Annotated in this window: 10 protein-coding genes; 8 read left to right on the plus strand and 2 right to left on the minus strand. The window is 73.1% G+C overall.

The window, feature by feature from the left end; translation table 11 throughout:
• Nucleotides 1–196: 196 nt before the first annotated feature.
• From CTE05_RS13710 to CTE05_RS13740, 7 genes are read left to right on the plus strand one after another with little or no spacing between them, the layout of a single operon-like run.
• Nucleotides 197–1669, plus strand: a complete 1473-nt coding sequence (locus CTE05_RS13710; protein WP_371863373.1) for a pyridoxal phosphate-dependent decarboxylase family protein — start codon at nucleotides 197–199, stop codon at nucleotides 1667–1669.
• On the plus strand, nucleotides 1666–2919 hold the full coding sequence (locus CTE05_RS13715) for a lysine N(6)-hydroxylase/L-ornithine N(5)-oxygenase family protein (protein WP_146846878.1): 1254 nt from the start codon (nucleotides 1666–1668) through the stop codon (nucleotides 2917–2919). Before CTE05_RS13710 ends, CTE05_RS13715 begins: the two co-directional genes overlap by 4 nt.
• Complete coding sequence (locus CTE05_RS20795; protein WP_186814865.1) at nucleotides 2916–3506, plus strand: GNAT family N-acetyltransferase; 591 nt, start codon at nucleotides 2916–2918, stop codon at nucleotides 3504–3506. The genes CTE05_RS13715 and CTE05_RS20795 overlap by 4 nt, the downstream gene beginning before the upstream one ends.
• Nucleotides 3503–5257, plus strand: coding sequence for an IucA/IucC family protein (locus tag CTE05_RS13725; RefSeq protein ID WP_146846879.1), 1755 nt, complete (start codon nucleotides 3503–3505; stop codon nucleotides 5255–5257). Before CTE05_RS20795 ends, CTE05_RS13725 begins: the two co-directional genes overlap by 4 nt.
• Nucleotides 5254–7308, plus strand: a complete 2055-nt coding sequence (locus CTE05_RS13730; protein WP_146846880.1) for a penicillin acylase family protein — start codon at nucleotides 5254–5256, stop codon at nucleotides 7306–7308. The genes CTE05_RS13725 and CTE05_RS13730 overlap by 4 nt, the downstream gene beginning before the upstream one ends.
• A complete protein-coding gene (locus CTE05_RS13735; RefSeq protein ID WP_146846881.1) occupies nucleotides 7305–7883 on the plus strand; it encodes a GNAT family N-acetyltransferase in 579 nt (192 codons plus the stop codon). Before CTE05_RS13730 ends, CTE05_RS13735 begins: the two co-directional genes overlap by 4 nt.
• Complete coding sequence (locus CTE05_RS13740; RefSeq protein WP_146846882.1) at nucleotides 7880–8656, plus strand: siderophore-interacting protein; 777 nt, start codon at nucleotides 7880–7882, stop codon at nucleotides 8654–8656. Before CTE05_RS13735 ends, CTE05_RS13740 begins: the two co-directional genes overlap by 4 nt.
• Before the next feature lie 63 nt (nucleotides 8657–8719).
• On the opposite strand, the gene CTE05_RS13745 is transcribed toward CTE05_RS13740, so the two are convergent.
• A complete protein-coding gene (locus tag CTE05_RS13745; RefSeq protein WP_146846883.1) occupies nucleotides 8720–9175 on the minus strand; it encodes a pyridoxamine 5'-phosphate oxidase family protein in 456 nt (151 codons plus the stop codon).
• Nucleotides 9172–11244: a (Fe-S)-binding protein gene (locus CTE05_RS13750; RefSeq protein ID WP_146846884.1), complete on the minus strand. Its 2073-nt coding sequence runs from the start codon at nucleotides 11242–11244 to the stop codon at nucleotides 9172–9174. Before CTE05_RS13750 ends, CTE05_RS13745 begins: the two co-directional genes overlap by 4 nt.
• A gap of 261 nt (nucleotides 11245–11505) precedes the next feature.
• Between CTE05_RS13750 and CTE05_RS13755 the strand changes: the two genes are divergently transcribed.
• Nucleotides 11506–14607 (plus strand): Na+/H+ antiporter subunit A, encoded by a 3102-nt coding sequence (locus CTE05_RS13755; RefSeq protein WP_146846885.1) that lies wholly within the window; start codon nucleotides 11506–11508, stop codon nucleotides 14605–14607.
• Nucleotides 14608–14611 lie beyond the last annotated feature (4 nt).

Consider the following 14611-nt stretch of genomic DNA (forward strand, 5'->3'; position numbering starts at 1 on the left):
ACGGATCGCAGGCGACGACGCTCCGGCTCCCACCCGGACGAACGCACGAGCGCGGTCGTCGCCCGCGCGAGACGCGCTCGATCGTCACGGCTGTCGCCGTACGCGGACCGTCGGTTGACGGATGTCCGGATTCCGCTACGTTAGGCGATGCTTACTTAGGATCACCTAAGCCACCCGCCGATAAGGGGCTCTCCGCGTGCACCAGCTGCTCTCCGCCACGTCCGCCGACCGCTACGTGGAGGCGATGCGCGAGACCGTCGACCGGCTCGCCGGCCGGTTGCGCGACACCGCGCAACCGTTCTCGGGCGCCAGCGTGGGCCAGCTCCAGGAGGTGGTCGACGCGGTCGACCTCGACGGCGAGGGTGTGGGCACCCGGTCGGCGCTGCGGGAGGCCGACGACCTCGTCGGCGAGCACGCGGTCTGGTTCCACCACCCGGCCTACGCGGCCCACCTCAACTGCCCGGTCGCGGTGCCCGCCGTCGTCGCCGAGGCGATCGTCGCGGCGGTCAACCCGTCCCTCGACACGTACGACCAGTCGACGATCGGCACGCTCATGGAGCGCAAGCTGGTCGACTGGACGTGCGGACGGATCGGGTTCGCCGCCGGTGACGGGGTGTTCACGTCGGGTGGCACGCAGTCGAACCTGCAGGCGCTGCTGCTGGCCCGGGAGGCGGCGATCGCGACCCGGGTGGCCGCGGGGGACAGCCGCGCCGACGTCGTGCGCCGGCTCGTCGTCGTCGCGACCGCCTCCAGCCACTTCAGCGTGCAGAAGTCCGCCCGGCTGCTCGGGCTCGGCGACGACGCCGTCCTGCTCGTGCGCACCGACGCCCGCGGCCGGATGGACCCGGCCGCGCTCGCGGGGGCGCTGGACACGCTCGCGGCGATCGACCGGGTGGCCATGTGCGTCGTCGCGACCGCCGGCACCACCGACCGCGGTTGCCTCGACCCGTTGGCCCTGGTCGCGGACGAGTGCGACCGCGCGGGCGTGTGGCTGCACGTCGACGCGGCCTACGGCTGCGGGCTGCTGGTCTCGCCGACCCGGCGGCACCTGCTCGACGGCATCGAGCGCGCCCGGTCGGTCACGGTCGACTTCCACAAGAGCTTCTTCCAGCCGGTGTCGTCCAGCGCGGTGCTCGTGTCGCGGCCGGAGGACCTGGGGCACGTCACGTGGCACGCGGACTACCTCAACCCCGCGGACGCCGAGGAGCCCAACCAGGTGGACAAGTCGCTGCAGACGACCCGCCGGTTCGACGCGCTCAAGCTGTGGACCACGTTGCGCGCGCTGGGCGCCGACGGCATCGGGGAGATGTTCGACGCGGTCCTCGACCTGGCCGCGCAGGTGCACGACGAGATCGACCGCGACGTGGACCTCGAGCTGGTCGGCCGCACGGAGCTCAGCACCGTCCTGTTCCGGTACCAGCCGGTCGACGTCACCGACGCCCAGGCCGACCGCCTGGTCCCGCTGGTGCGGCGCGTGCTGTTCGAGTCGGGGCGTGCCGCCGTCGCCAAGACCGTGGTGGACGGGCGGCCGTGCCTCAAGCTCACGCTCCTCAACCCGGAGACGACGCTCGACGACGTGCGCGCGGTGCTCGACCTGGTCCGCGGCGCGGGTGCCGCGCTGATCGAGGGCGACGACCTGGTGGCGTCGGCTGAGGTGGCTGCCCGATGAGGGTCCACGACGTCGTCGGCATCGGCATCGGCCCGTTCAACCTCGGGCTCGCCGCCCTGAGCGCCCCGCTGGACGACCTCGACACGGTGTTCCTCGACGCCGCCGACGAGTTCCGCTGGCACCCCGGCATGATGATCGAGGGCGCCACGATCCAGGTCCCGTTCCTCGCGGACCTCGTCTCGATGGCCGACCCGACCTCGCCGTACTCGTTCCTCAACCACCTCAAGGCGACGGGGCGGCTCTACCCGTTCTACATCCGCGAGAGCTTCTACCCGCTGCGCGCGGAGTACGACGCGTACTGCCGGTGGGTCGCCGCGCAGCTGCCGTCGCTGCGGTGGGGGCGTCGGGTGGTCGGGCTGGAGCAGGAGGGCGACCACTACGTCGTCACGACCGACCGGGGGGAGACGTACCGCGGCCGGCACGTGGTGCTCGGCGTTGGGACGCAGCCCGTGCAGCCGGAGACGGTCCGCGGACCCGTGGTGCACAGCGCGGACTACCTGACGCACCGGGACGCCCTCCGCGCCGCCGGGTCGGTGACGGTCGTCGGCAGCGGGCAGTCGGCGGCCGAGATCTACCGCGACCTGCTGGGCACCACCGACCGGCTGGACTGGGTCACGCGGTCGCCGCGGTTCTTCCCGATGGAGTACACGAAGCTGACCCTGGAGCTGACCTCGCCGGAGTACACGGACCACTTCCACGCGCTCCCGGCGGACGTGCGCAGACGGCTCGGGCGCGAGCAGAGGTCGCTGTACAAGGGCATCAGCGGGGACCTGGTCGACGACATCTACGACACGCTCTACCGCCTGAGCGTCGACGGCCCCGTGCCGACGACGCTGCTCACGGACACCGAGGTGCTGGGCGCGGCCTGGGACGGGGCCGAGTTCACGCTGACCCTGCGGCACGCCCAGCTGGACGAGGTCTACGAGCGCCGGACGGACGCGCTGGTGCTGGCCACCGGCTATGCCGCCCAGGTGCCGGACTTCGTGCTCGGCGTCCGGCACCTGCTCGACTGGGACGACACCGGGCGGTTCGCCGTCGCGCGGGACTACTCGGTCGACGGAGGTCGCGGCCGCGTGTTCGTGCAGAACGCCGAGGAGCACACCCACGGGCTGACGGCTCCCGACCTCGGCTTCGGGGCGTGGCGGAACTCGTCGATCCTCGCGTCGATCACCGGCCGAGAGGTCTATCCGGTCGAGCGCCGGATCGCGTTCCAGGAATTCGGCGTCCCGGCGGGGGTGCCCGTCCGATGACGATCACGATCCTCCCGCTCGACCGGCACCGGTACGCACCCCTCGTGCACGCCTGGTTCATCCATCCCGCGTCCGCGTTCTGGCAGCTGGGCGGCCTGTCGCTCGACGACGTCCGCGCGTACCTCGCCGCCGTCGCAGCCGACCCCCGGCAGGACGGGTGGCTCGGGTTGGTCGACGACGAGCCGACGTTCCTCGTCGAGACCTACGACCCGACCGCCGTGCTGCTCGACGGGGTCCCCGAGGTGCGGACCGGTGACCTGGGCATGCACCTGCTGGTGTCCCCGCCGGCTGGGCGCCCGGTGCACGGCCTGACGTCCGCCGTCATGGCCGCGACCGTCGCCTTCTGCTTCGACGAGCTGGGCGCCGCGCGGGTGGTCGTCGAGCCCGACGTGCGCAACGTGCGGGTCGCGGCGAAGAACGCCGAGGTGGGGTTCCAGGTGCTGCGGGAGCTCGACCTGCCCGGCAAGCGGGCCTCGCTCGCCGTGTGTACCCGGGAGGCCTTCGAGGTCAGCGGCGCACGAGCGCGAGCACAGGTCGCGTCGCGCCCGTCGACACCTGTCCCGACGACGACGGGGAGCCGACGATGACCGAGCTGCTGACCCGACCGGCCCTCGCGCCGCACCTCAACCCGACCGCGATGGCCGTCGCGCACCGCCACCTCGTCACCAAGGCGCTCGCGGAGTTCGCGCACGAGCGCCTGCTCGCGCCGGTCGCCGACGACGCGGGGTTCCGCGTGACGCTCGGCGACGTCGACTACCGGTTCGGGGCCCGCCGGCTGGCGCTCGAGCACTGGGCGATCGACGCGGCCTCGCTCACGCGGACGGTCGACGGCGTGCCGGCCGACCTCGACGCCCTCGCGCTGGTCCTCGAGCTGCAGCCGTTGCTGCAGATCCCCGACGCGCTGCTCGCGGTGTACCTGGAGGAGCTGTCGTCCACGCTGGCGAGCGCGGCGTTCAAGGTCCACCACGGCGGCCCGTCGGCGGCCGACCTCCTGCACGCCGACCTGCCGACGGTCGAGCGCGCGATGACGGAGGGCCACCCGTCGTTCGTCGCGAACAACGGCCGGATCGGCTTCGGCGTCGACGAGCATGCCGCGTACGCGCCCGAGGCCGGTGCCCCGATCCGTCCGCTGTGGCTCGGCGTGCGCAAGGCGTCGAGCCACCTGGCGCTCGGGTCGGGTCTCGACGAGGACGCGTTCTACCTGGACGAGCTGGGTCCGCGGACGCTGGACCGGTTCGAGGCGGTGCTGCTCTCCGAGGGCGAGGACCCCGCCGACTACCGCTACCTGCCCGTGCACCCGTGGCAGTGGGAGCACCGGGTGGCCGTGACGTTCGCGCCCGACGTCGCCCGTCGTGACCTGGTGCCGCTGGGCACCGCGGACGACGACTACGTCGCGCAGCAGTCGATCCGGACGCTGTTCAACACCTCGCGGCCCGACCGGCACTACGTCAAGGTGGCGCTGGCCATCCAGAACATGGGGTTCCTGCGCGGCCTGTCGCCGGCCTACATGCGGGCGGCCCCGGCCATCAACGACTGGGTGTTCGACCTGGTCAGCGAGGACCCGACACTGGCCGCGTGCGGCTTCCAGGTGCTCCGAGAGCGGGTGTCCGTCGGCTACACCGGGGACGTCTACCACCGGACGCCGGCACCCAGCGCGCACCGCAAGATGCTCGCGGCCCTGTGGCGGGAGAGCCCGGTCCCGCTGGTCGGGCCGACCGAGCGCCTGGCGACGATGGCCGCCCTGCTGCACCGGGACGCCGACGGCGACGCGTTCGTCACGGCCTGCGTGCGGGCGTCGGGACTCACCGCCGAGGACTGGGTGCGCCGGTACCTGCGCGCCTACCTGCGCCCGCTGGTGCACTGCCTGCTCGTGCACGAGCTCGCGTTCATGCCGCACGGCGAGAACCTCATCCTCGTGCTCGACGGGCACGCGGTGTCGCGGGTGCTCATGAAGGACATCGGTGAGGAGGTCGCGGTGCTCGGTGACCGCCCGCTGCCGGACAGCGTCGCGCGCATCCGCCAGGTGGTCGCCCCCGACGAGCAGGCGCTGGCCGTCTTCACCGACATGTTCGACGGGGTGTTCCGGCACCTCGCGGCGATCCTCGACACGGACGGCGTGCTGCCGGAGGCGTCGTTCTGGGCGCTCGTGCGCGAGTGCGTCGACGAGCACGCGGCCGACCACCCGGACCTCCAGACCGCCGTCGACCTCCGCGCCGCGCGGTTCGCGCACTCCTGCCCCAACCGCCTGCAGCTGCGCAACACCCTGCAGATGGTGGACCTGACCGACCAGTCGTCCTCGCTGATCTACGCGGGCACGCTCGCCAACCCGATCGCATGACCGTCTTCCGCGACGCCCTCGGCGTGCCACACGTCCGGGCGAGGGACGCCCTCGCGCTGGCCCGCGAGCAGGGCCGGGTCACGGCACGGGACCGCGGCCTGCAGATCGAGGTCGACCGGTGGCGGGCCGAGGGGCACCTGGCCGAGCGGGTCGGGGCGGACGGGGTCGAGTGGGACCGGTTCGCGCGGCGCGCCCGGCTGGCGGACACCGCGCAGCGTGCGTACGACAGGCTCGGCGACGAGGACCGCGCCTTCGTCGACGCCTACGTCGCGGGGGTGAACGCGGGGCTGGACCGGGACGTGCTCGACCCGTCGGCACCCCACGAGCCGTGGCGCGCCTGGGTGCCGCTCGGGATCATGCTCGTCAACCACGCGCTGTTCTCGATGTTCCCCCGGCTGCTGTGGAACGAGCACGTCCGGTTGACGCTCGGCGATGACGGGATCGACCTGTTCGACTCGGCCGAGACCGCGTCGTCGGGCTCGAACGCGTGGGCGCTGCACGGGTCGCGCACCACGTCCGGCCTGCCGCTGCTCGCGGGTGACCCGCACCGGGTGATCGAGCTGCCCGGGGTGTACCAGCAGGTCAGGCTCGCGTGCGACGAGTTCGACGTGCTCGGGCTCGCGTTCCCCGGGGTGCCGGGCGTGCAGCACTTCGGGCACACCGGGTCGGCGGCGTGGGGCATCACCAACGCCATCGCGCACCACGTCGAGGTGTTCCGGGAGCGGCTCTCGCCGGACGGGCGCTCGGCGCTCGGACCCGACGGGTGGGCACCCGTGACCCGGCACGTCGAGACGATCCGGGTGCGCGGCGGCGGCGACGTCGACGTCGAGGTGGTCGAGACCGAGCGCGGACCGCTGGTCCTCGACGGGTTCAGCGTCCGGTTCCCCGCGCGCGTCGCGTCCGACGTCGGGTTCTCCTGCCTGCTGCCGCTGCTGCGGTCACGGTCGGCCGCGGACGTGGTCGACGCCCTGCGGGGGTGGGTCGACCCGGTGAACCGGGTGCTCACCGCCGACGCGGACGGGACCGTGCTGAGCCTCGACGCGGGCCTCGTCGTGACCCGCCCTGCCCAGGACCGCCGGCTGCCGCACGACGCCTGGTCGGAGGCCGCTCGGCCGGCACCGTGGCACCGCCTGGCGGACCCGACGCGCGTCACGGACGTGGCGGTCGACGCCAACGAGCGGCCCGCGGACGCCGGCCGGGACCTCGGCCGCGCCTACGTGGCGCCGTACCGGGCACGACGGATCCGGGAGCTGCTCGACACCGGCGGCACGTTCGGGCCGGCGGACCAGGCGGCGATCCACGGCGACACCGTGCTCGGCACCGCTGAGGAGCTCCTGGGCTGGGTGCGTCGGGCCGACGCGCTGTCCCCCGGAGCCGCGGCGCTGCGCGACCGGCTGCTCGCGTGGGACCGGCACATGGCCGCCGACAGCACCGATGCGGGGGCGTTCGCCGCGTGGCGGACCGAGGTCGCGACGCTGCTCACCGCGCACCCGGCCCTCGCACCCCTGCACGCCCCGCACGGCCGCGGCGTCCTGCTCGACCCGTGGCTGGGGGTGGGACCGCGGGTGGCCGACGCGCTGCCGCGGCTTCTCGGCGCCGCGGGGTTCGGGATCGAGGGCATCGCCGTCACGCGCGAGGCGCTCGAGCGGGTCGCGTCGGCCGGTGGCTCGACGGGCGGCGCTGACCCGTCGGGCTACGAACGCGCAGCACCCGCGGACCAGACCTGGGGCGACCGCCACCGTCTCCAGCCCGTCCCCACCCTGCTCGGCTTCCCCGGACCGGCCGTCGACGCCGTCCCGCTGTCCGGCGACACCGACTGCGTCCGCTGCACCGCGAGCGTCCCCGGCGTGAGCGACCGGTCGTGGCGCGGGTCCGTCGCGCGGTGGGTCTGGGACCTCGGCGACCGCCGCCGCAGTCGCTGGGGCGTGCCGTTCGGGGCGTCCGGCGACCCGACGAGCGTGCACGCGATCGACCAGCTGCCGACGTGGGTGGCTGCCGAGACCGTCGAGGTCGTCACCGACTGGGACCTGCTCGTGGAGGAGACGCCGTGACGGTGGGCCTGGCCGCCGGCGCACGCGGCGCGGTGGTGCACGAGCGGGTGGTCGACGGCCTCGGCCGGGCGACGGTCTCCGTCCTCGACCCCGAGGGTGACCTCGACACGATCCACGCCTGGGTGACCGCCCCCGGCACGGAGTTCTGGGGTCTCGGGGGGCTGAGCCGCGAGGAGCTGCGCGACACGTACGCGTTCGTCGACAGCCTGCCGACGCACCACGCCTACCTGGTCCGCGTCGACGGCGGGCCTGTCGCGCTCCTGCAGGTGTACGACCCGGCGGACGACCCGCTGGGCGAGTGCTACGACGTGGAGCCGGGCGACGTCGGCATCCACCTGCTCGTCGGCGCGCGCGTCCGTCCGGGGACCTCGGGCCGGCTGTTCGGCGCGATCGTCGCGTTCGTGCGCGACCTGCCGGGCGCCCGGCGGGTCGTCGCCGAGCCCGACGTCCGCAACGATCGCGCCCTGGCCCGCATGGTCCGTACCGGCTTCGTCGCCGGCCCCGTCATCGAGCTGCCGCACAAGCGCGCGCAGCTCGCGTTCCTCCCCCTCTCGCCCACCCTGGAGACCTCATGAGCAGCATCACCGTGACCCACGCCCCCAGCGGACTCGTGCACGCGAACGTCGCCCGCTCGGAGCGCGTCACCCCGCACATGGTTCGCGTGACCCTCACCGGCGAGGACCTGCGGCGGTTCGACCACCGCGGGTTCGACCAGTGGTTCCGGCTCGCCGTCCCGGTCGACGACCACGCGCGCTTCGACAACCTCCCCGACAAGTTCGACACCCGCTCCTACCTGCGCTACCTCGTGCTGCCCAAGTCGACCCGGCCGGTGATCCGCAACTACACGGTGCGGGCGTTCCGGCCCGACGAGCTCGAGCTCGACATCGACTTCGTCTGCCACGGGTCCGTCGGCGTCGCCGGCCCGTGGGCGGAGTCCGTCGAGCCCGGCACCGAGGTCGCGTTCATCGACCAGGGCTGCGGCTGGGCGCCCGTCCCGGCGGACTGGTCGCTGCTGGTCGCCGACGAGTCGGGTCTGCCCGCGGTCCTGGGGATCCTGCGGGACATGCCGCGCGACGCCGTCGGGCACGCGATCGTCGAGCTCATCGACGCCGCGGACGCACAGGACGTCGACGCCCCCGCGGGCATGACGCTGCACTGGGTCTCCCGTGCCGAGGGCGGCACCGCCCTGGACCGGCTCCGGTCGCTGGACTGGCCGACGGGCACCCCGTACGCGTTCGCGGTCGGCGAGTCGAAGATCGCCACGGGCGCCCGCCGGTACCTGGTCGGCGAGCGCGGCGTCCCCAAGGGCAACGTCACGTTCTGCGGCTACTGGAAGGCCGGCAAGTAGGACGCTCGCGTGAGGACTTGGTTGCGTTGAGCGGAACGAAGTCTGCACGCGGGTGCGGATGCGTCACGACGCCGGTGTGAGCCACCTGCCGTCGCGCATCACCCAGCGACCGGACAGCTCGTCCTCCTCGCGCCAGACCTGGATCGTGCGCGGTGCGAGCCGGAAGTACGGGTAGGCGGTCGACAGGGTCCGCGGGTCGAAGCCGGCCTTGGCGGCGAACGCGTCGCCGAGGCCGTCGGATATCACCGGGAGCGTCTGGACCGTCCCCTGGACGAGCACGACGTCCCGGGTCAGGCCGATCCCGACCTGCACCGACGGGTTGGTGGCCAGGTTGCGGGCGGTCGGGCTGGTGGCCGACGTCGAGAACAGCAGCGCGTCGTCGTGCCACAGGAACGACAGCGGCGTCAGCCGAGGTGCGCCGGTGTCGGTGTCGGTCGTCGCGACCCACGCGTCGACGTCGTGCCCGAGCCGGTACAGCGCGTCCTGGCGGCGCTGCTCGGTGCTGCGCGGGCCGATCACTCGCGGACCCGGTCGAGCAGGAGCAGGGCGATGTCGGTGACCTCGGGCACCCCGACGGTCTGCGACGCGGCGACCCCGTCGGACAGCATCACGGTGCAGAACGGGCAGGCGGTCGCGACGACACCGGCACCCGTCGCGATGGCCTCCTCGGCGCGTGCGGTGCCGATGCGGGTGCCGATCGACTCCTCCATCCACACCCGCGCACCGCCGCCGCCGCAGCAGAACGACTGCTCGCGGTTGCGGGGCATCTCGGTGACCTCGACGCCGGTGATGGCGCCGAGCAGGTCCCGCGGCGGGGAGTAGACCTGGTTGTGCCGACCCAGGTAGCAGGGGTCGTGGTAGGTCACGGTGCGTTCGTCGGTCGACGGCAGCAGCGTCAGCCGGCCGTCCCCGACGAGGGTGTTGAGCAGCTCGGTGTGGTGCACGACCTCGTACCGGCCGCCCAGCTGCGGGTACTCGCGGGAGATGGTGTTGAAGCAGTGCGCGCAGGTCACGACGATCCGCTGCGCGCCGACCTCGTTGAGCACCTCGACGTTGGCGGCGGCGAGCATCTGGAACAGCAGCTCGTTGCCGGCCCGCCGGGCGGGGTCGCCGGTGCAGGTCTCGCCGTCGCCCAGCACCGCGAAGCTGACGCCGGCGGTGTGCAGCAGCTCCGCCACGGCCTTCGTCGTGCGGATCGCGCGGTCCTCGTAGGCGCCCGCGCAGCCGACCCAGAACAGGTACTCGACCTCGGCCGCCGACTCCACGTCGACGCCCACCACGGGCACCTCGAAGTCCAGGCCCTTCGCCCAGGCCAGCCGGTTGCGCGCCGGCAGCCCCCACGGGTTGCCCTGCCGCTCCAGCTTGGTGAACGTGCCGCCGAGCTCCTTGGGGAACGCCGACTCCATCAGCACCTGGTACCGGCGCATGTCGACGATCGCGTCGACGTGCTCGATGTCCACCGGGCACTGCTGCACGCACGCACCGCAGCTGGTGCAGGCCCACAGGGCGTCGGGGTCGATGATGCCGCCGCCGAGCAGGTCGATCCCTTCGTGCGACCCGGCCTGCAGGTACGGGGCGGTCGCCGCGGCGTGGTCGCGCAGCGCCAGCGTGACCAGCTTCGGGGACAGCGGCTTGCCCGTCGCCCACGCGGGGCACTGGTCCTGGCAGCGGCCGCACTCGGTGCACGTGGAGAAGTCGAGCAGGCCCTTCCACGTGAAGTCCTCGATGGCGCCGACCCCGAGACGGGCGTCGTCGGGAAGGTCCTCCAGCGCCGCGAGGTCGACGGGCTGCCCTCCCAGGGTCATCGGCTGCAACGGGCCGAGCGCCACCCCGCCGCGCGGGTCCCGGCGCGCGTACACGTTGACGACCGCGAGGAACCGGTGCCACGCGACGCCCATCGTGGGCTGCAGCCCGACGACGACGAACCAGGACATCGACACGACGATCTTCACGGTCGCGACGACGACGACCGCGTTCTCCAGCGTCGCCGGCGCCACCCCCACCCATGACGCCCCGAACCAGGCGGTCAGCGGGAAGTGCCACGCGTCGCCGGCGTACAGGGCGTACTCCAGGCCGCGCAGCAGGAGGACGCACAGCACGACCGCGAGCACCGTGGCCTCGACGAAGAACGCCTGTCCATGGTTCGACCCGAAGAACCGCGAGCCGCGGTCGCGGGAGCCGAGCCGGATCCGCAGGGTGATCAGCGCCAGGATGCCGACCAGCGACAGCCACGCGATCGCCTCGATCGCCCACTCCAGCGGCGCCAGGTGCCCGATCAGCGGGAGCGCGAACGCCGGGTCGACCACCTGCCCGTACCCCGTGACCAGGGTGAGGAACAGGAGCGCGAACGAGACCATCACGACCCAGTGCGCGACCTTGACCACCGGCCGGTGCTGGAACCGCCCGTGCCCGAGCACCTCGCGGGTCAGCGTCGCCAGCCGGGGCCCCACGGGCGTCCACCGCCCACCGGTCGCCCGTCCCACCCGCACGGTCCGCACGATCTCGCGCGCACCGCGGGCGAAGACCGCGACCCCGACCACGGTCGCGACGACGACGATCACCAGGCACACCACCTGCAGCGCATCCACGCCGCCACGGTAGTGGTGCCGGGGCGCTCCACCCGCCGAACTCGCGGCGCATTCCCGCTGCCGACGTGATGTGCCCGACGCCCCTCGCCCGGCTCCGTGGGAAGAGGTGTGGGAATTCGGTTGGTACAGTCTTGACCAATTCTTCAGTGCATCGCGGGGGCGCTCCTGGTCGCTCCCGACGCGTGCCTGCACCTGTGCCTGACATCCAGAACCTGACGACCCCGACCGACCGACCACCCGCCCTACAGGACGGAGCCGGACGTGCTTCTGCTGCTCGCCGTTCACCTGGCTGCAGCCGTCGTCGCGCCCGTGCTGGTCCGCTGGATGGGCCGCAAGGCGTTCTGGGTCCTGGCCCTCGCACCGGCCGCCGCGGCTGCCTGGGCCCTGAGCTGGACGTCACGGGTACAGGCCGGGGACGGGCCGGTCGAGAGCGTCGAGTGGATCCCCGTGCTCGGGCTCGACCTCACGTTCCGCCTGGACACGCTGTCGTGGCTGATGACGCTGATCGTCGGCGGTGTCGGTGCGCTCGTGCTCATCTACTGCTCGGCGTACTTCAAGACGAGCGCGGCGGGGCTGGGCCGGTTCGGTGGCGTGTTCGTCGCGTTCAGCGGCGCGATGCTCGGCCTGGTCACCGCCGACGACCTGCTGCTGCTGTTCACGTTCTGGGAGCTGACGACGGTCACGTCGTACCTGCTCATCGGTCACTACGCCGAGCGCAAGGCGAGCCGTCGGGCGGCCATGCAGGCCATCGTCATCACGACGGCGGGCGGGCTGGCGATGCTCGTGGGGCTGGTGCTGCTGGGCGAGGCGGCGGGCACCTACCTGCTGTCCGAGGTGATCGCGAACCCGCCCCAGGGCAGCACCGCGGTCACCGTGGCGATCGTCTGCCTGCTCGCCGGTGCGGTGACGAAGTCGGCCCTCATCCCGTTCCACTTCTGGCTGCCGGCGGCGATGGCCGCGCCGACGCCCGTGAGCGCCTACCTGCACGCCGCGGCGATGGTGAAGGCCGGTGTCTACCTGGTCGCCCGGTTCGCGCCGGCGTACTCGACGGACCCGACGTGGGTCTGGATCATCGTGGTGCTCGGCTGCGGCACGATGCTGCTGGGCGGCTACCGGGCCCTGCGGCAGCACGACCTCAAGCTCATCCTCGCGTTCGGCACGGTCAGCCAGCTCGGCCTGATCGTGCTGCTGGTGGGACTGGGCACCCGGGCCACCGCGCTCGCCGGGCTCGCGATGCTGGGTGCGCACGCGATGTTCAAGGCGGCCCTGTTCCTCGTCGTCGGCGTCGTCGACGCGGCCACCGGGACGCGTGACCTGCGGCGACTGTCGGGCGTCGGGCGGGAGCTCAAGCTGACCGCGCTGGCGGGCGCGCTCGCGACGGCGTCGATGATCGGCCTGCCCCCGTTCGCGGGGTACGTGGCCAAGGAGGCGGGGCTCGAGGCGCTCGGGCACCTGGACGACACGACGGCCGGGCTGATCGTGCTGGTCGCGGTGTCGGTCGGCTCGGTGCTCACCGTCGCCTACGGCCTGCGGCTGTGGTGGGGGGCGTTCTCGACGAAGCCCGCCGTCGTCCCCGAGGCCGTGAGCGACTCGACGGAACCGGGGACGTCGATCCACGAGGCCGCGCACGAGAAGGCCGAGCCGGCCCCGATCACGCACCCGTCGCTGCTGCTGGTCTGGCCGGCGATGATCCTCGCCGTCCTCGGCCTGGCCGTCGCGCTCCTGCCGCAGCTCGGCGAGCACCTGCTGGCGCCGTACGCGGACACCTACCCCGAGGGCGAGCCCGGGCACCTGGTCCTGTGGGCCGGGTTCACGCCGACGTTCGTCCTGACGCTCGCGATCCTCCTGGCCGGGGCGCTGCTGTTCGTGATCCGCGACCGCGTCGAGCGGTGGCAGACGGCGGCGTACCACGGGCCCGAGGCGGACCGCGTGTACCGGCGGTTCATGCGGCGGCTCGACGACGTGGCAGCCGACGTCACCGCGGTCACCCAGCGCGGTTCGCTGCCGCTGTACCTCGGCCTGATCCTCGTCGTGTTCGTCGTGTCGGTCGGGGGGACGGCGCTGGCCAGCACGGTGTTCCCGTCGGAGGTCCGGTGGTGGGACACCCCCGCGCAGCTCGTGTTCGCGGCGGGCACGATCGCCTCCGCGCTGCTGGTCACGCGAGCCCGTCGCCGGCTCAAGGCCGTCATCCTGCTGGGCATCGGCGGCTACTCGGTGGCCGGGCTGTTCCTGCTGCACGGCGCCCCGGACCTGGCCCTCACGCAGGTGCTGGTGGAGACCGTGACGCTCGTCGTCTTCGTGCTGGTCCTGCGCCGGCTGCCCCCGTACTTCTCCGACCGTCCCCTCGCCGCGAGCCGCTGGGTGCGCCTCGCGCTCGGGCTCGCGGTCGGGCTGACCGTGGCCGGGATCGCGCTCGTCGCGCCGGGGGCGCGCATCCACCTGCCGGTCTCGAAGGACTTCGCCGAGGAGGCGTACAGCTTCGGCGGCGGCAAGAACATCGTGAACGTGACCCTCGTCGACATCCGCGCGTGGGACACCATGGGCGAGATCTCCGTGCTGCTGGTGGCGGCGACGGGCGTCGCGTCGCTCGTCTTCCTCTCGCGCCGTGGCGGTGCGATCTACCGTGCCGACGAGGCCCGCACGGAGCGCTCGGTCTGGGGCGGGACGGCGGACCCGATGGCCGCGCTCCGGCGTCCGGGCGGCGACCGCGCGCAGGTCGACGCGGGCGGGATGGTGGCCGACCGTGACGAGTCCGCCGTGCCGTCCAGCGCGTCGCGTGGCCGCGAGTGGCTGCAGGCCGGCCGGACCCTGGCACCGCAGCGGCGGTCGGTGATCTTCGAGGTCGTCGTCCGCCTGCTGTTCCACACGATGATCGTCTACTCGGTCTACCTGCTGTTCAGCGGGCACAACGCCCCCGGCGGCGGGTTCGCCGCGGGCCTCGTGACGGGCATCGCGCTCATCGTGCGGTACCTCGCGGGCGGTCGATACGAGCTCGGTGAGGCGGCTCCCGTGCAGCCCGGTCTGCTGCTCGGTCTCGGGCTGTTCCTGTCCGCCGGCGTCGGCCTGCTCGCGCTGCTGGCCGGGGGCGAGGTGCTGCAGTCCTGGATCATCGACATCCACGTGCCCGTCATCGGGGACATCCACCTCGTGACGTCGCTCTTCTTCGACCTCGGGGTCTACCTCGTGGTCGTCGGCCTGGTGCTCGACATCCTGCGCAGCCTCGGCGCGGAGATCGACCGTCGCGCCGAGACGGGCGAGGACCCCGTCGGGGGCGACGCGGTGGGCGGCGACGCCGAGGGTGACGTGCCCGCGCAGGTCGGCGTCAACGCCAAGCCGGCCGGCTGGGACGGGAGCGTGCCGTGATCGA

The sequence above is a fragment of the Cellulomonas terrae genome (genome assembly GCF_007990265.1).
Lineage (GTDB): Bacteria > Actinomycetota > Actinomycetes > Actinomycetales > Cellulomonadaceae > Cellulomonas > Cellulomonas terrae.

Coding starts and splice junctions, on each gene's coding strand:
- CTE05_RS13715 (WP_146846878.1), top strand. CDS start 1,666: ATGAGGGTCCACGACGTCGTCGGCATCGGCATCGGCCCGTTCAACCTC.
- CTE05_RS20795 (WP_186814865.1), top strand. CDS start 2,916: ATGACGATCACGATCCTCCCGCTCGACCGGCACCGGTACGCACCCCTC.
- CTE05_RS13725 (WP_146846879.1), top strand. CDS start 3,503: ATGACCGAGCTGCTGACCCGACCGGCCCTCGCGCCGCACCTCAACCCG.
- CTE05_RS13730 (WP_146846880.1), top strand. CDS start 5,254: ATGACCGTCTTCCGCGACGCCCTCGGCGTGCCACACGTCCGGGCGAGG.
- CTE05_RS13740 (WP_146846882.1), top strand. CDS start 7,880: ATGAGCAGCATCACCGTGACCCACGCCCCCAGCGGACTCGTGCACGCG.